Source organism: Micromonospora sp. NPDC006431, assembly GCF_042870725.1.
Classification (GTDB): domain Bacteria; phylum Actinomycetota; class Actinomycetes; order Mycobacteriales; family Micromonosporaceae; genus Micromonospora.
The window spans coordinates 231376-252663 of record NZ_JBIAHQ010000001.1; the positions used below are offsets into that span (position 1 = coordinate 231376).

General features: G+C 72.8%; 19 protein-coding genes. 14 read left to right on the forward strand and 5 right to left on the reverse strand.

Features of this window, described 5'->3' with window-relative positions; translation table 11 throughout:
* Positions 1–100 precede the first annotated feature (100 nt).
* From ACFYM6_RS01155 to ACFYM6_RS01180, 6 genes are all read left to right on the forward strand, one after another.
* Entirely contained in the window at positions 101–724 is a 624-nt protein-coding gene (locus ACFYM6_RS01155) for a TetR/AcrR family transcriptional regulator (protein ID WP_387271082.1), read from the forward strand.
* Between the two features lie 171 nt (positions 725–895).
* Positions 896–2257 (forward strand): acetyl/propionyl/methylcrotonyl-CoA carboxylase subunit alpha, encoded by a 1362-nt coding sequence (locus tag ACFYM6_RS01160; RefSeq protein WP_387271083.1) that lies wholly within the window; start codon positions 896–898, stop codon positions 2255–2257.
* A 145-nt stretch (positions 2258–2402) separates the two neighbouring features.
* Positions 2403–3323, forward strand: coding sequence for a hydroxymethylglutaryl-CoA lyase (locus ACFYM6_RS01165; protein WP_387271085.1), 921 nt, complete (start codon positions 2403–2405; stop codon positions 3321–3323).
* Between the two features lie 216 nt (positions 3324–3539).
* A complete protein-coding gene (locus ACFYM6_RS01170; RefSeq protein WP_387271087.1) occupies positions 3540–5072 on the forward strand; it encodes an acyl-CoA carboxylase subunit beta in 1533 nt (510 codons plus the stop codon).
* A gap of 94 nt (positions 5073–5166) precedes the next feature.
* A complete protein-coding gene (locus ACFYM6_RS01175; protein ID WP_387271088.1) occupies positions 5167–6315 on the forward strand; it encodes an acyl-CoA dehydrogenase family protein in 1149 nt (382 codons plus the stop codon).
* 184 nt (positions 6316–6499) lie between these two features.
* Positions 6500–9091 carry an ATP-binding protein gene (locus ACFYM6_RS01180; RefSeq protein ID WP_387271090.1) on the forward strand — a complete coding sequence of 864 codons (2592 nt, stop codon included), beginning with the start codon at positions 6500–6502 and terminating at the stop codon, positions 9089–9091.
* A gap of 247 nt (positions 9092–9338) precedes the next feature.
* Here the strand turns inward: ACFYM6_RS01180 and ACFYM6_RS01185 are convergent, their stop codons facing one another.
* Positions 9339–9836 carry a MarR family winged helix-turn-helix transcriptional regulator gene (locus ACFYM6_RS01185; RefSeq protein WP_073836921.1) on the reverse strand — a complete coding sequence of 166 codons (498 nt, stop codon included), beginning with the start codon at positions 9834–9836 and terminating at the stop codon, positions 9339–9341.
* Between the two features lie 100 nt (positions 9837–9936).
* Between ACFYM6_RS01185 and ACFYM6_RS01190 the strand changes: the two genes are divergently transcribed.
* Together ACFYM6_RS01190 and ACFYM6_RS01195 are read left to right on the forward strand one after the other, a co-directional pair.
* Entirely contained in the window at positions 9937–10518 is a 582-nt protein-coding gene (locus ACFYM6_RS01190; RefSeq protein ID WP_387271092.1) for a YceI family protein, read from the forward strand.
* Between the two features lie 250 nt (positions 10519–10768).
* Positions 10769–12247: a glutamate--cysteine ligase gene (locus ACFYM6_RS01195; RefSeq protein ID WP_387271094.1), complete on the forward strand. Its 1479-nt coding sequence runs from the start codon at positions 10769–10771 to the stop codon at positions 12245–12247.
* Positions 12248–12363: 116 nt separating this feature from the next.
* Here ACFYM6_RS01195 and ACFYM6_RS01200 read toward each other — a convergent pair whose 3' ends face one another.
* Positions 12364–13635 (reverse strand): hypothetical protein, encoded by a 1272-nt coding sequence (locus tag ACFYM6_RS01200; protein ID WP_387271096.1) that lies wholly within the window; start codon positions 13633–13635, stop codon positions 12364–12366.
* A 115-nt stretch (positions 13636–13750) separates the two neighbouring features.
* On the opposite strand from ACFYM6_RS01200, the gene ACFYM6_RS01205 reads away from it, so the two are divergent.
* The gene (locus ACFYM6_RS01205) at positions 13751–14440 is read left to right on the forward strand and encodes a PASTA domain-containing protein (RefSeq protein WP_387271098.1); all 690 of its coding nucleotides are present in this window, start codon (positions 13751–13753) and stop codon (positions 14438–14440) included.
* A 101-nt stretch (positions 14441–14541) separates the two neighbouring features.
* Positions 14542–15228 (forward strand): PASTA domain-containing protein, encoded by a 687-nt coding sequence (locus tag ACFYM6_RS01210; protein WP_387271100.1) that lies wholly within the window; start codon positions 14542–14544, stop codon positions 15226–15228.
* Positions 15229–15231: 3 nt separating this feature from the next.
* On the opposite strand, the gene ACFYM6_RS01215 is transcribed toward ACFYM6_RS01210, so the two are convergent.
* Both ACFYM6_RS01215 and ACFYM6_RS01220 read right to left on the reverse strand, forming a co-directional pair.
* The gene (locus ACFYM6_RS01215; protein ID WP_387271102.1) at positions 15232–15678 is read right to left on the reverse strand and encodes a hypothetical protein; all 447 of its coding nucleotides are present in this window, start codon (positions 15676–15678) and stop codon (positions 15232–15234) included.
* Positions 15679–15778: 100 nt separating this feature from the next.
* On the reverse strand, positions 15779–16063 hold the full coding sequence (locus ACFYM6_RS01220) for a hypothetical protein (RefSeq protein WP_387271104.1): 285 nt from the start codon (positions 16061–16063) through the stop codon (positions 15779–15781).
* 711 nt (positions 16064–16774) lie between these two features.
* Here ACFYM6_RS01220 and ACFYM6_RS01225 point away from each other — a divergent pair.
* From ACFYM6_RS01225 to ACFYM6_RS01235, 3 genes are all read left to right on the forward strand, one after another.
* Positions 16775–17656 (forward strand): helix-turn-helix domain-containing protein, encoded by an 882-nt coding sequence (locus ACFYM6_RS01225; protein ID WP_387271106.1) that lies wholly within the window; start codon positions 16775–16777, stop codon positions 17654–17656.
* Positions 17626–17847: a DUF397 domain-containing protein gene (locus tag ACFYM6_RS01230; RefSeq protein ID WP_357434485.1), complete on the forward strand. Its 222-nt coding sequence runs from the start codon at positions 17626–17628 to the stop codon at positions 17845–17847. The genes ACFYM6_RS01225 and ACFYM6_RS01230 overlap by 31 nt, the downstream gene beginning before the upstream one ends.
* Positions 17848–18004: 157 nt before the next feature.
* Positions 18005–18406, forward strand: coding sequence for a hypothetical protein (locus ACFYM6_RS01235; RefSeq protein WP_387271108.1), 402 nt, complete (start codon positions 18005–18007; stop codon positions 18404–18406).
* Here the strand turns inward: ACFYM6_RS01235 and ACFYM6_RS01240 are convergent.
* Complete coding sequence (locus ACFYM6_RS01240; protein ID WP_387271110.1) at positions 18374–19015, reverse strand: hypothetical protein; 642 nt, start codon at positions 19013–19015, stop codon at positions 18374–18376. The genes ACFYM6_RS01235 and ACFYM6_RS01240 overlap by 33 nt on opposite strands.
* Before the next feature lie 214 nt (positions 19016–19229).
* Here ACFYM6_RS01240 and ACFYM6_RS01245 point away from each other — a divergent pair, with 214 nt between their 5' ends.
* Entirely contained in the window at positions 19230–21215 is a 1986-nt protein-coding gene (locus ACFYM6_RS01245) for a S8 family serine peptidase (protein WP_387271112.1), read from the forward strand.
* Positions 21216–21288: the final 73 nt, after the last annotated feature.

The following is a 21288-nucleotide window of genomic DNA, read 5'->3' on the forward strand; positions in this document are numbered from 1 at the left end:
AGCCTGTGGCCTGAAGCGGGTCGAGGGTCAAGCAAAACGTGAGGCAACCGACGGGTAACCGAGCCTCCACCTCGCCGCGCCCGAGGTCTAGGCTGGCCCGGTGGCGGTGGAACAGCAGGCGCGGGGCGCGGCGAACGGCGCGACGGGTGCGGGCCGACGCCGGTCCCGGCGGGACGAGATCCTGGAGATCGCGGTAGGCCTCTTCGCCTCCCGCGGCTATCACGGTGTGTCGATGGACGACATCGGCGCCGCCGCGGGGGTCACCGGTCCGGCCCTCTACCACCACTTCGCCGGCAAGGAGGCGATGCTCGCCGCCGCGCTGATCCCGGTCAGCGAGGGGCTGCTCGCCGGTGGCCGGGAGCGGGCCGCCCAGCCGGACGACCCGCGCGGGACCCTGGAATCGTTGATCGACTTCCACGTGGACTTCGCGCTGGCCAACCCGGCGGTGATCGCCCTGCACCTGCACGAACTGGACCGCCTCCCGGACGAGCCGCGCCGACGGATCCGCCGGCTGCAGCGGCTCTACGTCGAGGAGTGGGTGACCGTGCTCACCACGCTGCACCCGGGGCTGCCGGACGGTGAGGCCCGGGTGCTCGCCCACGCCGCCTTCGGGCTGATGAACTCCACCCCGTTCCTCGCCGGTGAGGTGGACCGCCGCCGCCGCGCCGAGCTGCTGCGCGGCGCCACCCTCGCCGCCCTCCTGGCCCCCACCGACCCCGCCTGATCCCGGCTGACCGTGCGGTTGATCAAGAAGTTCGCGTCGCCGCAGCGGGCTTTTCCGACGCCAACCTCTTGATCAACGCCGCCGGGGCCGGGTGGGTCGGGGTAACTCGTGGGTAACCCGGGGGGCGTGGTTGGCTGACAGCGTCCCCACCCCTGGACGCTGGAGGAGAGCATGATCGAGTCGCTGCTGGTCGCCAATCGGGGCGAGATCGCCCGCCGGATCATCCGTACCGCCAAGCGGCTCGGGATCCGCGCGATCGCGGTGCACTCGGAGGCGGACGCCGGCCTGCCGTTCGTGACCGAGGCGGACGAGGCGGTCTGCGTCGGCCCGGCCAACCCGGCGCAGAGCTACCGGAACGTCGAGGCGATCCTCGCCGCCGCCAAGTCGACCGGCGCCCAGGCGATTCACCCCGGCTACGGCTTCCTGTCCGAGAACGCGGACTTCGCCCGTACCGTCGAGGCCAGCGGCCTGATCTGGGTCGGACCCGGCGCGGACGCGATCACCGCGATGGGCGACAAGATCAATGCGCGGAACCTGATGGCGGCGGCCGGGGTGCCGGTCGCGCCCGGCACCACCGACCCGGCGGCCGACCTGGCCGCGGCGGTGGCCGCCGCCGCCGAGATCGGCTACCCGGTGATGGTCAAGGCCGCAGCCGGCGGAGGCGGCATGGGCATGGGCGTGGCCACCGACGAGGCCGCGCTGCGCACGGAGTACGACAAGGTCCGCTCGTTCGCCGAGCGGATGTTCGGTGACGGCTCGGTGCTGATCGAGCGCTACTTCCCCCGGGTACGCCACGTCGAGGTGCAGATCCTCGGCCTGGCCGACGGCCGGGTGGTGGCCCTCGGCGAGCGCGAGTGCTCGGTGCAGCGGCGCAACCAGAAGCTGGTCGAGGAGTCCCCGTCCCCGGCGGTCTCCGCCGAGTTGCGCGAGCGGTTCCTGGCCGCCGCCGTGCGGGCCGGCGAGGCGGTCGGCTACCGCAACGCCGGCACGGTCGAGTGTCTGTTGGTCCCGCGCCAGCGGGACTTCGATGGTGACGGCTCCGAAGAATTTTTCTTCCTGGAGATGAACACGCGGCTGCAGGTCGAGCACCCGGTGACCGAGTACGTCTACGGCGTCGACCTGGTCGAGGAGCAGTTGCGGGTGGCCGCCGGCCTGGCCCCGACCTTCGACCCGGACGCGCTCGCGCCGCGCGGGCACGCCATCGAGCTGCGGATCAACGCGGAGGACCCGAAGCGCTTCCTTCCCGGCCCGGGTGCGATCACCACCTGGAACGAGCCGGCCGGCGAGGGTGTCCGGGTCGACTCCGGCTACGTCGCCGGCAACACCGTCACCCCGTTCTACGACAGCCTGATGGCCAAGCTGATCGTCAGCGGGGCGACGCGCGAGGAGGCCGTCGAGCGGGCCAGGGCGGCGGTGGCCCAGTTCGAGATCGCCGGCCCGAAGAACAACCTGCCCTTCTTCGCCGAGCTGCTGGAGAACCCGGAGTTCCTCTCCGGCGACTACGACACCGGCATCGTCTCCCGCATGCGCTGAGCTCGGCGCTTCTCGTTGACCAAGGAGTTTGCGTCAGCCGGGCTGGGATTTTGACGCGAACTCCTTGATCAACCCCGGCTGGCGGCTGGGGTGACATGCTGGAAGGCACCCATCACGTAAGACCGTCACAGTGAGGTGACCCCTTATGGCGGAACTGCCGGACTTCGTCTCCATCCGGGAGGTCGGGCCCCGGGACGGACTCCAGAACGAGGAGCCCATCCCCACCGACGCCAAGGTACGGCTGCTCGACGCGCTGTCGCGTACCGGAGTGCAACGGATCGAGGCCGTCTCCTTCGTGCATCCCAAGGCGATCCCGCAGATGGCCGACGCCGACGAGGTGTGGCAGCGGGCCACCAAGGTCGACGGGGTGCGCTACTCCGCTCTGGTGCCGAACACGCGGGGCGCCCAGCGGGCCCTCGCCGCCGGCTTCACCGAGATCGAGGTGGTGGTCTCGGCCAGCGACACGCACAACCGGCGCAACGTCAACCGCTCCACGGAGGAGTCCCTCGACGACATCGCCGAGCTGATCGACCTGCTGCACGGAGCGGGCGCCCGGGCCGAGGTGATCATCGCGACCAGCTTCGGCTGCCCGTACGAGGGGGACGTCGACGCCCAGCGGGTCGCCGGCATCGTCGACCGCGTCGTCCGCGACGGCGCCGACCGGGTGGCCTTCGGCGACACCACCGGCATGGGTACGCCCCGACGGGTCCGCGAGCTGATCACCGCGGTACGTGACCGCAACGCCCACATCCCCGTGCTGCTGCACTTCCACAACACCCGGGGCACCGCGCTGGCGAACCTGCTGACCGCGATGGAGTTGGGCGTCACCGAGTTCGACGCCAGCGTGGGCGGCCTCGGCGGCTGCCCGTACGCCCCGGGGGCCAGCGGCAACCTGGCCACCGAGGAGGCCGTGCACATGCTGCACGACATGGGCATCGACACCGGGATCGACCTGGACGCCCTGATCGAGGCCGCCGAGCTGGCCGAGGAACTGGTCGGCAAGAAGCTCCCCTCCGGCGTCCTCCGCGCCGGCCCCCGCACCCGCCTGACCCCCCTCCCCGCCTGAGCAACGCGTTGATCAAGGAGTTTGCGTCTGTCCGGGCCCGGATCCAGACGCAAACTCCTTGATCAACCACGCCGGCGCGGTGCGGTCGGCCGGCTGCCGGCGGGTTGGGCGGCTGCCGTGGGCTGGGTCGCCGGAGCTGGTCAGCGTGCGCTACCCTAACGATCGTTCAGGTCGGTCGACGCGCCCAACGAGGCGCGGGTGGGCGAGGGAGTCGGCGTGACGCTCGACGGTGAGGCTCTGGAGCAGCTGCGCAAGCGCGCCAAGGCCGGCGGTGCGGACAAGTACCACGCGGCGAACGCCGCCAAGGGCAAGCTCTTCGCCCGGGAGCGGGTCGCGCTCCTGGTCGACGAGGGCTCCTTCGTCGAGGACGGCCTCTACGCCAACGCGCTGGCCGAGGGGCTGCCCGCCGACGGCGTCGTCACCGGCACCGCCACCATCGACGGCCGCCCGGTCTGCCTGATGGCGAACGACTCCACGGTCAAGGCCGGCAGCTGGGGCGCGCGTACCGTCGAGAAGATCATCCGGATCATCGAGCGGGCGTACACCACCGGCGTGCCGATGGTGTATCTGGTCGACTCGGCCGGGGCCCGGATCACCGACCAGGTCGAGCTCTTCCCCGGCCGGCGCGGCGCCGGGAAGATCTTCTGGAACCAGGTCCGCGCCTCCGGCTCGATCCCGCAGGTCTGCGCCCTCTTCGGGCCGAGCGCGGCGGGCGGGGCGTACATCCCGGCGTTCTGTGACGTGGTCGCCATGGTGGACGGCAACGCCAGCATGTACCTCGGCTCCGACCGGATGGTCGAGATGGTCACCGGCGAGAAGACCACGCTGGAGGCGATGGGCGGGGCCAAGGTGCACTGCGCCGAGTCCGGCGTCGGGCACTTCCTCTGCAAGACCGAGGCCGAGGCGCTCGACGTGGTCCGCCGCTACCTGTCCTACCTGCCGGCCAACTGGACGCAGCAGCCGCCCACAGCGCCCGCCGCCAAAGCGTCCGAGAAGGCCGACCTGGCCGCGCTGGTCCCGGCCAGCGAGCGACAGGCGTTCGACATGCGCCGGTACGTCAAGGGCCTGCTCGACGAGGGCAGCTTCTTCGAGATCCAGGCGCTCTGGGCCAAGGAACTGACCATCGGCTTCGGCCGGCTGAACGGCGAGGTCGTCGGCGTGGTCGGCAACAACTCGATGTTCAAGGGCGGCGTGCTCTTCGTCGACTCGGCCGACAAGGCGACCCGGTTCGTGCAGCTCTGCGACGCGTTCAACGTGCCGCTGCTGTTCCTCTCCGACGTGCCCGGGTTCATGGTCGGCAGCGCCGTGGAGAAGCAGGGCATCATCCGGCACGGCGCCAAGATGATCACCGCGATCAGCGAGGCGACCGTACCCAAGATCTGCGTGGTGGTCCGGAAGGCGTACGGCGCCGGGCTCTACGCGATGGCCGGCCCCGGCTTCGAGCCGGACGCGACGATCGCGCTGCCCACCGCCAAGATCGCGGTGATGGGCGCGGAGGCCGCGGTCAACGCGGTCTACGCCAACAAGATCGCCGCGATCGAGGACGAGGCCGAGCGGGCCGCCTTCGTCAGCGCGAAGCGCGAGGAGTACGAGCGGGACATCGACATCGTCCGGCTCGCCAGCGAGCTGGTCGTGGACGCCATCGTCGAGCCGCACGAGTTGCGCGCCGAGCTGGTCCGCCGGTTCGCCGCCGCGCGCGGCAAGGACCGGCACTTCTCGAAGCGCCGCCACGGCGTCACCCCGGTCTGACCCCCGCGCCGTGTGCGGTCACCTCCGCACGTGGCCCCGCACGACCGTCCCGGCGTCACGAGCGCCCGGCGGCCCATCCACACAGGAGGATCAGATGGACTTCCGGCTCAGCGAGGAACAAGAGGCGCTGCGGGAGAGCGTGCGGGACTTCGCCCGCGAGGTGGTGGCGCCGGCCATCGCGGAGCACTACGAGCAGCACACCTTCCCGTACGAGATCGTCCGGCAGATGGGCAAGATGGGCCTGTTCGGCCTGCCGTTCCCGGAGGAACACGGCGGCATGGGCGGCGACTACTTCGCGCTCTGCCTGGCCCTTGAGGAGTTGGCCCGGATCGACTCCAGCGTGGCGATCACCCTGGAGGCGGCGGTCTCCCTCGGCGCGATGCCGATCTACCGGTTCGGTACGGACGAGCAGCAGGCGCAGTGGCTGCCGAAGCTGCTCAGCGGCGAGGCGCTCGCCGCCTTCGGGCTGACCGAGCCGGGCACCGGATCGGACGCCGGCGGCACCCAGACGCGGGCGGTGCTGGACGGCGACGAGTGGGTGATCAACGGCTCGAAGGCGTTCATCACCAACTCGGGCACCGACATCACCTCGCTGGTCACGGTCACCGCGGTCACCGGGACGAGGCCGGACGGCTCGAAGGAGCTGTCCAGCATCATCGTCCCGTCGGGTACGCCCGGCTTCACCGTCGCCCCCGCCTACTCCAAGGTCGGCTGGACCGCCTCGGACACCCATGAACTGACCTTCGACGACTGCCGGGTCCCGGCAGCCAACCTGCTCGGCCAGCGCGGTCGGGGCTTCGCCCAGTTCCTGCGTACCCTCGACGAGGGCCGGATCGCCATCGCCGCGCTGGCCGTCGGCCTCGCCCAGGGCTGCGTCGACGAGTCGATCAAGTACGCGAAGGAGCGCCACGCCTTCGGCCAGCCGATCGGCAACTACCAGGCGATCCAGTTCAAGATCGCGGACATGGAGCTGAGGGCGCACACCGCCCGGCTGGCGTACTACGACGCGGCCGCCCGGATGCTCGCCGGCGAGCCGTTCAAGCGCCAGGCCGCGATCGCCAAGCTGCACGCCAGCACCATCGCGGTGGACAACGCCCGCGAGGCCACCCAGATCCACGGCGGCTACGGCTTCATGAACGAGTATCCGGTGGCCCGCTTCTGGCGGGACGCCAAGATCCTGGAGATCGGCGAGGGCACCAGCGAGGTGCAGCGCATGGTCATCGCCCGCGACCTGGGCATCTGACGGCGGGCCGGCCCCGGCTCGCTGGCTTCGCACGCTCCGCGACAGCGTGGTCATTCCGCCTCGGATGACCACGCTTTGCGGGTGAAGCTGCGCGCTCGGCCGGCTGTCGGATATCGGCGCCCGACGGTCGGTTGGGCGACGATCTGGTGTGGCGGGTCGTACCCCGTCCGTAGTCTTCGTCCCCATGACTCCGGATCATGATCGCTCGCCGAGCACGGGTGGTCGTACCGGCCTGTCCGATCTGCTGCGCGGGCACCGGCTCGCCGCCGGCCTCACCCAGGCCGAGCTGGCCACGCGGGCCGGCGTCGGAGTGCGGACGGTCCGTGATCTGGAGCGGGGTCGGTCCGCGCGGCCCCAGCGCACCACCGTCGACCTGCTCGCCGGTGCGCTCGGCCTGACCGGCACCCGCCGGCAGGCGTTCCTCGCCGCGGCCCGGCCGGCCCCGCCCGCCGCGCCGCGTCCGGCCGCACGGCACTTCCCGCTCACCGGCTCCGGCATCACCGGAGGCGGTACGCCGGTCGCGCTGCCGCAGCCGGTGCCGCTGATCGGCCGGGACCGGGACGTCGCCGAGGTGGCCGCCCTGCTCGCCGCCGACCATCCGATGGTGAGCCTGGTCGGCCTGGCCGGCGTCGGCAAGACCGCGCTCGCCCTCACCGTCGCGTACGGCGTGGCCGCCGACCACCCGGCCGGCGTGGCCGGTGTGCTGGTCGGCGAGGGCTCCGACGCGACCGATGTGCTGGCCGCCTCGGTCGCGGTGCTCGGCGTGAACCGGCTGGCCGACCTCCCCGGGCGGCTCGCCGGCCGGCCGGCGCTGCTGCTCGTGGACGCGGTCGAACGGGCACCCGGGCCGGTGGCCGAGGCGCTGCGGACGATGGTCGCCGCGGCACCCGGGCTGCGGGTGCTGGTGACCGGCCGGCGTCCGGTCGGCCTCCCGGGCGAGTTGGTCCGGCCGGTCGCGCCGCTCGACGTCCCGCCGGCCGGGGTGCTGCCGGCGGACCCGGCGGCGCTGGCCCGCTGGCCGGCGGCGGCGCTGTTCAGCGCCCGGCTCGCCCAGGTGCGCCGCGAACCGCCCACTCCGGCCGAGCTGCCGGCGCTCGCCGCGCTGGTCCGGCGGCTCGGCGGCCTCCCGCTCGCCATCGAGCTGATGGCCGCGCGCGGCCGGATCCTCGACGTCACCGAGCTGCTCGACCGGTACGGCGACCGCGTCCTCGACCTAGCCACCAGCGGCCCCGCGGGCTGGGCGCCGGTCGACCGCGCCACCGGCACGGTGACCCTGCGCGAGGCGGTGGCGACCAGCTACCACCTGCTCGCGTCGGCCGACCGGGCGGCGCTGCGCCGGCTCTCCGCCTTCTGCAACCGGTGGTCGGTGGAGCTGGCCGAGGACCTGCTGGCCGACGGCGGGCCGCGGACGGACGCCGTCCCGCTGCTGAACCGGCTGCTCGAACTCGGCCTGCTCAGCGTCCGGGGCACCGGCCCGTTCCGGTTCCGCCTGCTGGACGCGGTACGCGACTTCGCCGCCGAGCAGGCCGCGGCCGAGGGCGAGCTGGCCCGGATCCGGCGTCGGCACGCGCTCGTCGTCACCGGGCTGGTGGTCCGCAACGCACCGGACCTGCTCGGCGTGGAGCCCTCCGCCGCCGTGCACCTGCTGGACGAGGCGACCAGCGACATCAACGTCGCCCTGGCGCACGCCGCCGACGACGATCCGGTGACCGCGCTGCGACTGGCAGCGGCCCTGCCCCGGTGGTGGCGGCTGCGCGGGCGGGACGTCTCCGGGCGGCGGTGGCTGCGCCGGTTGCTGACCGACCCGCGTACCGCCGACGCCGACCCGGTGCTGCGGGCCTGGGCGCTGATCGGCTCGGCCCGGCTGGCCGCCGAGCACGGCGCGGGCGCGGAGGAGGTGCCGGCGGCACGGACCGCGTTGGCCGCCTTTCGCGAGGCCGGGGAGGTGACCGGGGAGCTGCGGAGCCGGCTGGTGCTCGGCATGCTGCTGCCCGCGGTGGGCGCACACGACGAGGCCCGGGAGCAGGCTGAGGCGGTGCTGGAGCTGGCCACCCGGCACGGCCGGGTACGCGAGACGGCGTTCGCCCAGACGTGCCTGACCTGGCACGACGTACGCGTGGGCGACCTGGCCGGGGCGCGCCGCCGGCTGGCTACCGTGGACCGGCTGGCCGCGCAGTCCGGTGAGCAGCGGCTGCGGCTGCTGGCCCGGGCCAACCTCGCCGAGGTGTCCCGCCTGGAGGGCCGGTACGCCGACGCCGCGGAGCAGGGGCGGCGGGTGGCGGCGGCGCTGACCGAGCTGGGCGACCCGGGGCGGCGCCGCCGGGTGCTCGGCACGGTCGGGTTGGCGCTCGCCCAGGCGGGACGCGGAGACGAGGCGTTGGAGGTGCTCGCCGAACTGCGGCCCGCGGTTCCGGTGCCGGCGCAGCGGCGGCCGTCCGGCGCCGGGCACGCGGACCGGGCCGGTGTCGCGGCGGAGCACACCCGGCCGGAGGACGCGGTCTGCGCGCTGATCGAGGGCCAGCTCGCGCTGCACCGGGGTGACCGTGAGCCGGCGGCGGAATGGTTCGCCGCGGCGGCCGAGGCGGCCGCCCCTGGCCAGCACCGGCGGGACGTGATCGAGGCACTGGTGGGGGTGGCGGCGAGCACGGCCGACGTGACCGTGCTGGACCGGCTCGACCAGGCTCGCCGAGCCAACGGGATCAGCCTGCTGCCCCGGGAAGAGGACCTGCTGTACGCGTTGGTTGCCGGCCGGGACCTCGGCACCCGCCGGCGCTGACCGACGGTCGACCGCTGGGGTTGCGCCGCCGGGTTGCTCGCACGGGAGGGCGCGGGGGTGGCGCGAGCGAAGTAGCCCCCTGGTGTTGCCCCTCGCTCATCCGCTCGCGCCGGCACCCCCCGGTGCGCGCCCCCGCTGCAGTGGAACCCTATCCGCGAAGCGTGGGTGATTTGTGGCCGCTTGAGGGGTATGTGCGGCCGCTTAGTCGGTTCTGCCGGTCTTTCTGCCGGTGATCGCCCGGGCCGGCTCAGCAGCCGGCCGGAGCGGGTGCGGGCTCGCTGCTCCCAGCGGTCGCCCCCGGGTGGACCGCGTCGCGGACCCGGCGCAGCCCGTCCAGGAGGGCCTCCAGCTTTACCGGTTCGAGCTGGCCGGTGAACCACTGCTCGATGATCTGCAGGTGCCCGGGCAGGGTCTCGTCCAGCCGGGCCAGGCCGGCGGCGGTGACCACCGCGTACGAGCTGCGCCGGTCGGAGGGGCAGGCCCGGCGGCGGATCAGGCCGTCGCGCTCCATCCGGTCGACCACCCGGGTCACGCCGCTGGTGGACAGGGAGGTCTGGGCCGCGAGGTCGGTCATCCGGAGCTGGTTGCTGGGTGAGCGGGCGAGTCGGGTGAGCACCTCGAACTCGACCGGGGAGAGGCCGTGCTCCTCGAACTGGGCGGCGAACCGGGCCGACAGCCCGGCGTGCGCCTCGACGAGGAGGCCGACGGCGGTGATCCGGGGATCGTCGAACACGTTCTGGTCCACGCCACCATCCTAGCAGTACTTGACATAGGGAATGTTGTCGTGCCTATAGTTGCTTAGTCAGTCGTTGGATTACTCAACAATCTCCCTGGAGGACAGCACCATGACCAGCAGCACCGAAGCGGTTACCCGCGACTGGGAGGGTCTCACCATCCCGGCTGCCGGCACCTACCTGCTGGACGCGGCTCACAAGCGGGTCGGCTTCGTCGCCCGCCACATGATGGTGAGCAAGGTACGCGGTGAGTTCGGCGACGCGACCGCCACGATCACCGTGGCCGAGGACCCGATGCAGTCCGCGGTGAGCGCCACCATCCAGGCGGCCAGCATCGACACCACGCAGGCCGACCGGGACGGGCACCTGCGCAGCGGCGACTTCCTCGATGTCGAGAAGTTTCCGACCCTGGAGTTCCGCAGCACCGGCGTGAAGTCGCGCAACGGCAACGAGTTCGTGCTCTCCGGCGAGCTGACCATCCGCGACGTCACCCGCCCGGTGGAGCTGGAGGTCGAGTTCGAGGGCGTCGGCCGCAGCCCGTTCGGCCAGGACATCTTCGGCTTCTCCGCCAGCACGGAGATCGACCGCGAGGACTTCGGTCTTACCTGGAACGTCGCCCTGGAGACCGGCGGCGTGCTGGTCGGCAAGAAGATCAAGATCGAGATCGAGGGCGAGGCCATCCGCCAGGCCTGATCTCCCCGCACGACCCCACGGGCCCGTGTCGTCACCCGACGACACGGGCCTGTTCGTCGTCGGCCGAAGAGGTGCGATTTGTCACGTCCCGTTCACAGGTTGCCGGCGATGCGGCGGGGTGTGACCTGGGTAGGAGTCTCGACCTGGGCCCCACCCCTGGCTCCGCCAGCCGGGGCGCACTTAACGTGAATGGTTCACAATGCGTTTTCGGGACGGTACGGTTCCGTTGCGCCTCGCGCCGGGAGGACAAATGGGCAGAGACGTCGAGCAGGGCGCCTTCTCCCGGGAGGACCGGGTCCGCTACCGGCAGAAGGTCCGGCGGTGCCTGGACGTCTTCGCGCTGATGCTGGACGACTTCGGCTTCGACGCCGACCGGCCGATGACCGGGCTGGAGATCGAGCTCAACCTGGTCGACTCCGCCGCCGAGCCGGCCATGCGCAACGAGAAGATCCTCGCCGACATCGCCGACCCGCTCTTCCAGACCGAGCTGGGCCAGTTCAACCTCGAGCTGAACGCCCCGCCGCGGCTCATCGAGGGCACCGGCTTCGGCGACTACGAGCGGGACCTGCGCAACAGCCTGGCCCGCGCCGACGAGCGGGCCAGCCGGTCGGACGCCAAGATAGTGCTGGTCGGCATCCTGCCCACGCTCACCGAGCGGCACCTGATCGCCGACAACCTCTCCACCGACGAGCGCTACCGGGCGCTCAACGACCAGATCGTGGGCGCGCGGGGCGAGGACTTCGAGCTGGACATCCGCGGTGTCGAGCGGCTGCGGACGCACAACGACTCGATCGCCCCCGAAGCGGCCTGCACCAGCCTCCAGTTCCACCTCCAGGTCGCGCCGGACAGCTTCGCCGACTACTGGAACGCGTCCCAGGCCATCGCGGGCCCGCAGACCGCGGTCGGCGCGAACTCGCCGTTCCTCTACGGCCGGCAGCTCTGGGCGGAGACCCGGATCGCCCTCTTCCAGCAGGCCACCGACACCCGGCCCGACGAGCTCAAGGCCCAGGGCGTACGCCCCCGGGTGTGGTTCGGGGAACGCTGGATCACGTCGATCTTCGACCTGTTCGAGGAGAACGTCCGCTACTTCCCGCCGCTGCTGCCCATCTGCGAGAACGAGGACCCGGTCGAGGTGCTGCACGCCGGCGGGGTGCCCAAACTGGGCGAGCTGCGGCTGCACAACGGCACGGTCTACCGGTGGAACCGGCCGGTCTACGACATCATGGACGGCCGTCCCCACCTCCGGGTGGAGAACCGCGTACTCCCGGCCGGGCCGACCGTGGTGGACATGCTCGCCAACGCCGCCTTCTACTTCGGACTCGCCCGCAGCCTCGCCGAGGCCGATCGTCCCATCTGGAGCCAGCTCACCTTCAGCTCGGCCGAGGAGAACTTCCACGCCGCCGCGCGGCGGGGGATGGACGCCGTCCTGCACTGGCCCCGGCTCGGCGAGGTGCCGGTGACCAAGCTCGTGCTCGATGTCCTGCTGCCCAAGGCGGCGCAGGGCTTGGACCGGTTCGGCGTCGCCCCGGTCGAGCGCGACCGCCTCCTCGGCGTGATCGAGCAGCGCTGCCGTACCGGGCGCAACGGTGCCGCCTGGCAGACGGAGACGGTGTGGGCGGCCGAGCGGCACCGGGGCATGGACCGGGAGGCAGCGCTGCGCCACATGCTCCAGCGCTACGCCGAACTCCAGCGCAGCAACGAGCCCGTGCACACCTGGCCGGTCGACTGACCACCCCCCGGCGCGGGCCCGGCAGGCCCGGCATCCCGGGTGGGCCGACCGCGGGCCGGTGCACGGCCCGGCCGGCGGCGACGTCCGCCGGGCCGACCAGCAGGTCGCGGTCAGAATCAGCGGCTGCGTCGGCGGGACTTGGCCCCGGCGGTCGGCGAGCCGCCCTCCGCGCTGCCGCTCGTGACCTCGCTTGTTGCGGGGCCGTCCCCGGCGTCCGTGCGGGTGGCCCCCGGCTCGCTCGCTCCGGCCGGCGCCGGCGTCCGCTGCGGCGGGACCGCCCGGCCACGGCGGGTCGCGCCGGGAGCTGGCGCCGAGGTGCCGTGCTCCGGTGGTCCGGCCGGCTGCCCGTCCCCGGGCGTCGCCTCGGCGGATCCCGTCACGTCGGCGGGGACCACCGGGACGGCCGGGCGTGCCTGGACGGCCGGGCGTGCCTCGACGGCCGGCGGGGCGAGGTCGTCCGGCTCACCGGTGCGCTGCCGGGGCACGATCGTCGCGGTGCGCGCGGCGGCCCGGCGGTCGGCCCGCTGGGCCAGCGCGGCCACCAGGGCCGAACCCCCGACTCCCGCGATCACGGCGTACGGGGCGATCAGGTGGGCGGACATCTGCTCGGCGGCGATCGCCGCGAGCCTCGGCACGGCCAGCAGGTACGCCAGCGCCACCAGGAGCGGCCCGGCCGCCCCGGAGGCTGCCGCGCCGACCCGCTGCTCCGCCACTTGGGCGGTACGCCGGGCCGCCAGCGCGCCGATCACCAGGGCGGAGCCCAGCGCGAGCAGGGCACCGGGCCAGTAGAAGTAGTCCCGGATCCAGAAGCGTTCGCTGTCCGCGCTGATCTGCCAGATGCCGAGCTGGGCGGTGCCCAGGCCGCGGCCGGACAGCACCCCGTCCAGCACCGACACCACGGCGAGCAGCCAGAGCCAGCTCGTGGTGGCGACGAGGTTGGCGGCAGCGGCCCGGGTGTGCAGCGCCCAGGTCGCGAGCAGCAGGCCGAGCAGCAGCCCGGCGAGGGCGTACCCGGCGGCGACGGCCTGCGGCGACGAGGTGTCCGGCACCCGGGCCGCCCGGGCCGGTACGGCGACCAGCAGCACGGTGATCAGCGCGCCGACCGCGGCGGCGAGGGCGAGGCCGAACTTCCGCGGCGTCCCGTCCGGTTCCTCGTCGGCCGTCCCGCGCAGCCGATGGGCGCAGACCGCCCCGGCGATCACCGAGGTGGCGGAGATCCAGGTGGCCCAGGCGAGGCTCGCCGCCCAGGCCGCCTCGACCCGGCCGGTCGCGGCCGGCGCCCAGTTGATGATGCCGAGCCCGTAGCCGAAGCCCAGCTGAGCCGCCCCCGTACCGGCGGCGACGCCGAGCGCGGTAGCGGTCGATCCTCCCCAGCCCCGTCTGGCCATGTCGGGGAGCGTAGCGTCCCAAGGTCGACGCGGCGAGCCTTGACGGAGCTCGATCTGCCGTGGGCGGGCTTGGCGGCGCCGGATACGGTCGCCCGTGATTGAGGCGGTGGAGGCGATGACGGACGACGGGTACCCGGGCCGGCAGCCCGGGTTGGTCGGCGACCCCGGACCTGACCGGACGAGGTTGTTCCTCGGTGGTGGCCTGGCGGTGGTCCTGCTGGCGGTGATCGGGGCGAGCGGCGGATGGATCCTCGCCGGGGACGCCGATCCGCCCACGCCACCGGTCACGGCCGGCACCAGCGCACCCGCGCCGAGCGACCGTACGCCGACCGAGGCCACGCCCAGCAAGCCCGAGCGGAGCCCGACCGGCACCCGCACCACCACCCCGGCCGGGCTGACCGTCCCCGATCTGGTGGGCACCGACTTCGTGCAGGCCCGGCGGGAACTGCACGACCGGAAGCTCGGCTGGCGGCTGGTCTTCGGCACCGGGTCCGGCCGCAACGTCGAGCGCACCAGCCCCGCGCCCGGTACGCCGGTCCGGCGCGGCGTCACCGTCACCCTCTGGGTCGCCGGTCCGCCGCCGGCGGTGCCCGTGCCCGACCTGATCGCCCAGGACTGCGGCGACGCGGCGAACGACCTGGTCGCGGCGGGACTGTATCCGCGGTACCGCACCGGTCGCCGGGGCCCGGTCACCGCCCAGGACCCGGCCGCCGGCAGTTCGGCCCGGTGGAACGACCAGGTCGCCCTCACCTGTGGCGACGACCCGTCGGCGGGGCCGACCGTCACCCCGCCCCCGGCACCGTGACGGCCGGCTCGCCGCGCTGATCCCGGCCGATGGTGCGGCCGACCGTTACCGTGGACGATCGAGGGCCAGGGCGCCCGTCCCGGTGGGGAAAGGACGTGCCGATGAGCGACGACCGCCAGGAGCCACCCGCCGGGAACGACGACGCCACCCGGCCCCTGCCGCCGGATCGGAGCGGTGGCGCGGACGCGACCGCCCGGCAGGAGCCCGTCGCCGCCGCGCCGGCCTGGTCCGGCCGGGCCGGGGTGCCCCCGCCGCGCCCCGCCGGCTACCCCGAGCCCGGCACCGAGTGGTACGCCGAGGAGCAGTCCGGCCGCCGCTGGTGGATGCCGATCCTGCTCGGCATCCTGGCGCTGGTGCTGATCGCGCTGATCGGGTTGGGTGTCTGGCTGGCGCTCACCGCGGCGGAGCGGAACTCCGGCCCGCCTCCCGTACCCTCGGCCACATCGAGCAGCGCGCCGGAGACCAGCGCGGCACCGACCACCACCGCGCCGAGCACGTCGCCACCGACCACTCCGCCCACCACCGCTCCCGCCCGGGTGCCGGTGCCGCCGCTGGTCGGGCTGCCGGAGGACGCCGCCCGGGCGGTCCTCGACCGGCTGAATGTGGACTACCGCGTGGTGCGCCGGCCGTCGGACCGGCCCGCCGGCACGGTGATCGAGACCGACCCGGCCGCCGGTGAGCTGGTCTCCGCGGACGATCAGGTCACGGTCGTGGTGGCGAGGGCCGGCGCGCCGACCACGGCCACCGCGACCCCGACACCCGGCCCGACGGCCACCCCCACCCCCTGAGCGTCACCACTGCCGGCGTCTGGTGCAGATCAGGCCCAGGCCGGCCAGTGAGATGCCGAGGCCCAGCAGCCCCGAGTAGAACAGCGACCGGCCGAGGTCCCTCGCGTTCGGCATGCCGTCCGCGCCGGCCAGTACGCCCTCGCCGGCGCCGCCCCCCGCCCGATCCGGGGTGGTCGGTGCACCGGCGCCGGCCCCCGAGGCGCCGGCCTGGGGCGTACCGGCCCAGCCCGACTCCGCCTCCGGGTCGGCGGGCGGTGCGCTGCCTTCCCCGACCACCGTGATCTCCGGAGCCGGTTGCGGCTCGGTCAACTGGTCGGTGGAGGAGAAGGCGGGGTGGCGGACCACGAGCGCGAGTACGGTCGCGGCGCCGAGGAGCGTCAGGAGTCCGAAGGTGTAGCCGATACGGGACCGGTGGTGCCGCCGCGCGGCGGGCAGATTGACCATGACCATCCCAGGTTCAGGGTCCGGGACGCGCGGGGTGCAGACTTCGCCGGGGTGGGCGTACCGATTCTATGGCGGCGGTAGCTGCCGCGACCCGGCAACCGGGAGGTCAGCCGACCCGGACCGGAGTCCGGACGACCGGCCGTCGGGTCCGTACGGTGTGGGGACGTGGCGCCGGCGCGGCCTGGAGCTGCTGCAGCCCCGCCTGCTGTACGAAGATCGACCGCCGGTTGACCGCGTCCCCCGCCGCGTTCAACTCGTAGCCGTCGAGCCAGAGCCAACCGTCGTAGGTCGGCCAGTCGAGCACCCGGATCACCCGGAACATGATCGGTCGGAGGAACTGGACACTCGCCGCGCGAGTCACCTGCAGTACGTCACCGGAGCGGGGAAGCACATGGGCTCCTGGGAGGATCGGCCGGCGGGGAGCCGGCGGGGGAAGCTGATCTGGGGGACAAGTCCGGCCCGGTGACGGGGTTCTGCCGCGTGGGCCGGCTGATCAGGTGGTCGGTGTTGGTCGGGTCGTACCCGCGGTCACGGGCCGACGCCCGACCATCACCCGGCTGCTCCCGGTTACCGCTCCCACCGCCGCAGCCAAGCTGGCGTGCAGCGGCGGGGTCTTCATCCCGGGGCAGGTCGCGAGGCGCGGGACGGCTCCCCTCCCGCCGTCCCACCCCTCGTGGGATCACCACGCCGGGAGATCATGCGAAGACGGTGAGTAACCCGTGCCATATCGACAGAGTGCACCAGCGGCGTGCTTCATGCAAGTTGCACGTCGAGATTTGCCGATACGCGAGCAGGACACGTGAACGGGACGCTTGAAGCGCATGCCATCCAAACGGCACACTGGACGGCGGTTTCGCCCGTCGCGGCCGGTCGACGACCGGCATCACCCCCTGCCGCGAACGACCGCCCGCCGTACGACGGCCGCGCCCCAGGCGGGTGTCGCACCGGGCGCGATCGACCGGAGGTGGTCGGGTGAGCGAGCGGATCGAGCGAACCGTGACGCTCGGCGGCGCGGTGCGTCGCGACGCCGCGGGGCGGAGCGAGGCGGCAGCGTGAGCACGAGCAGTCAGCATCCCCGCCCAGCGGGCCGCGGAGCGGCGTCGTGAGCGAGCGGCGCAGCCCGACCATCCGGCGTCGACGGCTGGGGGCGGAACTCCGCCGCCAGCGGGAGGCCGCCGGCATCACCATCGAGGTGGTCGCCGAGCAGTTGGAGTGCTCGGCCTCCAAGATCTCCCGGATCGAGACCGGCCACACCACGGCCACGCCCCGCGACGTGCGGGACATGCTCCGCATCTACGGGGTGGTCGGCGCCGAGAGCGACGAGCTGGTGCAGATCGCTCGCGAGGCGCGGCAGAAGGGGTGGTGGCACCCCTACAGCACGGTGCTGGTCGGGGCGTACGTGGGGCTGGAGGCGGCGGCCAGCTCGATCCGGGCGTATGAGCAGCAGGTCGTGCCGGGCCTGCTGGAGACCGAGGAGTACGCCTCGGCGATGATCCGGGCCGCCCGGCCCGACTTCACCGCCGAGGAGGTCGCACAACGTGTCCGTGTCCGCCTCGGTCGTCAGTCGTTGCTGACTCAGGACGATCCGGTCGATCTGTGGGTGGTGCTCGATGAGGCGGTGCTGAGCCGGCCGGTCGGCGGCGACGCGGTGATGCGTGGCCAGCTGACCCGGCTGGTGGAGGTGGCCGAACTGCCGAACGTGACGTTGCAGGTCCTGCCCTTCGAGGCGGGCGCACACGCCGGTATGGACGGGACCTTCACGATCCTCAGCTTCCCCGAACCGAGTGATCCCGATGTCGTGTACGCGGAGAACGCCACGGGTGGGCTCTTCCTGGAGAAGAGCGACGAACTGCAGAAGTACAGCTTCATCTTCGATCACATCCGAGCATCAGCCATTCGCCCGGAGGAATCCATCGCACACATCGCAAAACTGGCAGAGGAGCCACTGTGGAAATGGCGACCAAGGAGTTCCCCGTGGACCTGACGCAGGCGACCTGGTTCAAGAGCTCCAAGAGCGGGCCGAACTGTGACAACTGCGTGGAGGTCGCGTACGTGACCGGGGCGATCGGCGTCCGGGACTCGAAGGACAAGACGGGCCCCGCCCTGGTCTTCGCCCCGGGCGACTGGCACGCCTTCGTCGCCGGCGCCAGGGACGGTGTGTTCGTCCGGGATTGATCCGGCGACCCGGACCGCGTGCATGGTCCCGCCCGGCAGCGTCGCCGGGCGGGACCATTCCGTGTTCCGAGCCGGCCCGCTCCGGCCACCCGTCGCCAGTTCCGTTCCGCCTCGTTGAACCGCACGGATCGGCAACCGAACAAGGCAGGCGAGACGGATGACGACGATCGGTTCAGAGAACCTCACCAACGGCCCGGGCAAGCCGGAGCGGTTCGGTGGCAAGTACCGCGGGGCGCGTCGGGACACCGTCCTCACCGAGGTGGTCTCCACCGACGCCGAGATCGGGGGCCGGGAAGGAGACGCCCCGGAGCAGAGCTCCCCGCCGCTCTCCCTGCCGTCGCTGGATCCGAACCCGCTCACCGAACCGTCGTTCCCACCGACCGGCTGGCCGTTGGAGCCGGCCGAGTCCCTGGCGGACCACCCGCTGCTGCGCGGCCTGCTGATGGAACTGCCCCCGCGCGGCAGCGTGCCGCCGCCCGGCTGGCTGGACCGCTGGTTCGAGGCGACCCGAGCGATCCTCGAACTGCTATACGTGCAGGGGGCCAGCCGCTCGCGCTGACACCGGGGTCGCCGGCGTCGGGGCCGCCGGCGGCTGCGCCGGCGTCGTGGCCAGCGGCTGCGCCCGCTCGGCGAGCCGGTTGTGCCGCAACGCGTGGCGTACCCCGATCGCGAGGACGCCGAGCACGCCGACGGTGATCGCCGGGCCGGCCACGGCGGGTGCCGCGGGCAGGTCGACGCCCGCAGCCGAGACCACGGCCGGGACGACGGCGAGCGCGGTCACCTGGAGCGGAAGCCCGATCAGCGGGTGCGCCGCGGCGGCGCGCAGCCCGTGGGGGGCCGGGGTGTCCGGTGCGGCGCTGAAGGCACCCGCGCCGGCCCGTAGCCGCCGTACCCGCCGGACCGTGCAGACCGCGACGACCAGCGCCGGGGTCGCCGCGAGGGTGAGGCCGCCGGCGGCCCGGTCGATCGGCGTCGTCCCGGCGCTCTGCAGGCCCAGGACCAGCACCCCCGTCGTCAGCACCAGGCCGGCCAGGGTCAGCCCGGACAACCATCCGGTACGTCGGCGCAGGGCGCGGGCGCGGTCCAGCCGGGGCAGTCCGTCCGCGACGACCCCGGCGGCCAGCCAGACGGCGGCGACGGGGAGCAGCACGGCGAGATGGTCGTCCATGTCTCTCAGCCTTGCCCAGTTCGGCCGGCATCGAATCGGGGCACGACCCCGGTTGGCCCCGTACCTCGTCCCGTAGGGGCCATCCCATCAGCGTTATTGAGAATTCGACATCTTCACATCGGCGACTCCTCGATCTAGCCTCTTCTCGATCGGTCGACGTCGATCTGCCTGTCCCCGGCGGGCCGACCTGCGCCGGTCGGAGGGAGGTAGGGAGATGGTTCTCCCACACAGGTCCGTACTCGTCGGCGTAACCGCCTTGGCAATGATCACGGCGGCCACGCCCGCACTGGCCGCCGAACCCAGCGGAGTGATCCGGAATGCTGGCGGTGCCACCGCGGTGGCCGACAGCTACCTCGTCGTTTTCAAGGACAGCGTCGTCGCCGCCACGGGCGTCGGCGACACCGCGCAGCGGCTGACCGCCCGGCACGGCGGCACCGTCGCGCGGACCTGGACGGCCGCGCTGCGCGGCTTCGAGATCCGGATCGGTGCACCGGCCGCCGCGCGGATCGCCGCCGATCCCGCAGTGGCGTACGTGGAACAGAACCACGTCATCTCGATCGCCGGCACCCAGACCAACCCGCCGTCCTGGGGCCTGGACCGGATCGACCAGCGCAACCTGCCGCTGAACAGCTCCTACACATACCCGAACACGGCCACCAACGTCCGGGCGTACATCATCGACACCGGCATCCGGACCACCCACAGCGACTTCGGCGGCCGGGCCAGCTGGGGCACCAACACCGTCGACAGCAACAACACCGACTGCAACGGCCACGGCACCCACGTCGCGGGCACCGTCGGCGGTTCGTCGTACGGGGTCGCCAAGGGCGTGCAGCTGATCGCGGTCAAGGTGCTCAACTGCGCCGGCAGCGGCACCACCGCCGGGGTCGTCTCCGGTGTCAACTGGGTGACTCAGAACGCGGTCAAGCCCGCGGTGGCCAACATGAGCCTCGGTGGCGGCGTGGACACCACTCTCGACACGGCGGTGCGCAACTCCGTCAACGCCGGCATCACCTACGGCCTGGCGGCCGGCAACGACAGCGGTGCGAACGCCTGCAACACCTCACCGGCGCGGGTCACCGAGGCGATCACGGTCGGCTCGACGACCAACACCGACGCGCGGTCGTCGTTCTCCAACATCGGCACCTGCCTGGACATCTTCGCGCCGGGCTCGTCGATCACCTCCGCCTGGAACACCAGCGACACCGCCAGCAACACCATCAGCGGTACGTCGATGGCGACCCCGCACGTGGTCGGCGCGGCGGCGCTGGTCGCCAGCGCCAACCCGTCCTGGACTCCCCAGCAGGTCCGCGACTACCTGGTGAACAACGCCACCAGTGGCGTGGTGACCAACCCGGGGACCGGCTCACCCAACAAGCTGCTCTACGTGGTCAACGGCACGCCGACCAACGACTTCTCCGTCTCGGTGTCGCCGACGTCCGGCTCCACCGCACCGGGCGGCTCGGTGACGGCCACCGTCAGCACCGCCACCACCAGCGGCTCGGCCCAGTCGGTCAGCCTCTCCGCGAGCGGCCTGCCGACCGGCGCCAGCGCCTCGTTCAACCCGGCCACAGTGACCTCCGGCGGCTCCTCCACCCTCACCATCACCACGTCGACCAGCACCCCGGCCGGCAGCTACCCGGTGACGATCAGCGGTACGGCCGCGTCGGGCACGAAGACGGCCACCTACACGCTCACCGTGGGCAGCGGTGGTGGCTGCACGGGTGCCGGGCAAAAGCTGGGTAACCCCGGTTTCGAGTCGGGTAACACGGTCTGGGCGGCCTCGTCCGGGGTCATCGGCCAGTACGGCGCCAGCGGCCAGCCGACCCACGGCGGCACCTGGAACGCATGGCTGGACGGTTACGGCACCACGCACACCGACACGCTGTCGCAGCCGGTGAGCCTGCCGGCCGGCTGCTCGTCGTACAACTTCTCCTTCTGGCTGCACATCGACAGCGCCGAGTCGACCACCACCACGGCGTACGACACGCTGCGGGTGCAGGTGCTCAACTCCTCCGGCACGGTGCTGGCGACCCTGGCGACCTACTCGAACCTGAACAAGGCCGCCGGGTACAGCCAGAAGTCGTTCTCCCTGGCCGCGTACGCCGGGCAGACCGTCACGCTGAAGTTCACCGGCAGCGAGGACATCTCCCTGCAGACGTCCTTCGTGATCGACGACACCGCGGTCAACGTCTCCTGAGCCAACCTTCCCACCGGCGTCCGGCGGTCACCTCTCGGTGGCCGCCGGACGTCGTTGCCGGCTCCTGCTCCGA

Coding starts and splice junctions, on each gene's coding strand:
- ACFYM6_RS01160 (WP_387271083.1), top strand. CDS start 896: ATGATCGAGTCGCTGCTGGTCGCCAATCGGGGCGAGATCGCCCGCCGG.
- ACFYM6_RS01165 (WP_387271085.1), top strand. CDS start 2,403: ATGGCGGAACTGCCGGACTTCGTCTCCATCCGGGAGGTCGGGCCCCGG.
- ACFYM6_RS01175 (WP_387271088.1), top strand. CDS start 5,167: ATGGACTTCCGGCTCAGCGAGGAACAAGAGGCGCTGCGGGAGAGCGTG.
- ACFYM6_RS01180 (WP_387271090.1), top strand. CDS start 6,500: ATGACTCCGGATCATGATCGCTCGCCGAGCACGGGTGGTCGTACCGGC.
- ACFYM6_RS01190 (WP_387271092.1), top strand. CDS start 9,937: ATGACCAGCAGCACCGAAGCGGTTACCCGCGACTGGGAGGGTCTCACC.
- ACFYM6_RS01195 (WP_387271094.1), top strand. CDS start 10,769: ATGGGCAGAGACGTCGAGCAGGGCGCCTTCTCCCGGGAGGACCGGGTC.
- ACFYM6_RS01200 (WP_387271096.1), bottom strand. CDS start 13,635: ATGGCCAGACGGGGCTGGGGAGGATCGACCGCTACCGCGCTCGGCGTC.
- ACFYM6_RS01205 (WP_387271098.1), top strand. CDS start 13,751: ATGACGGACGACGGGTACCCGGGCCGGCAGCCCGGGTTGGTCGGCGAC.
- ACFYM6_RS01210 (WP_387271100.1), top strand. CDS start 14,542: ATGAGCGACGACCGCCAGGAGCCACCCGCCGGGAACGACGACGCCACC.
- ACFYM6_RS01215 (WP_387271102.1), bottom strand. CDS start 15,678: ATGGTCATGGTCAATCTGCCCGCCGCGCGGCGGCACCACCGGTCCCGT.
- ACFYM6_RS01230 (WP_357434485.1), top strand. CDS start 17,626: ATGGCGACCAAGGAGTTCCCCGTGGACCTGACGCAGGCGACCTGGTTC.
- ACFYM6_RS01235 (WP_387271108.1), top strand. CDS start 18,005: ATGACGACGATCGGTTCAGAGAACCTCACCAACGGCCCGGGCAAGCCG.
- ACFYM6_RS01240 (WP_387271110.1), bottom strand. CDS start 19,015: ATGGACGACCATCTCGCCGTGCTGCTCCCCGTCGCCGCCGTCTGGCTG.
- ACFYM6_RS01245 (WP_387271112.1), top strand. CDS start 19,230: ATGGTTCTCCCACACAGGTCCGTACTCGTCGGCGTAACCGCCTTGGCA.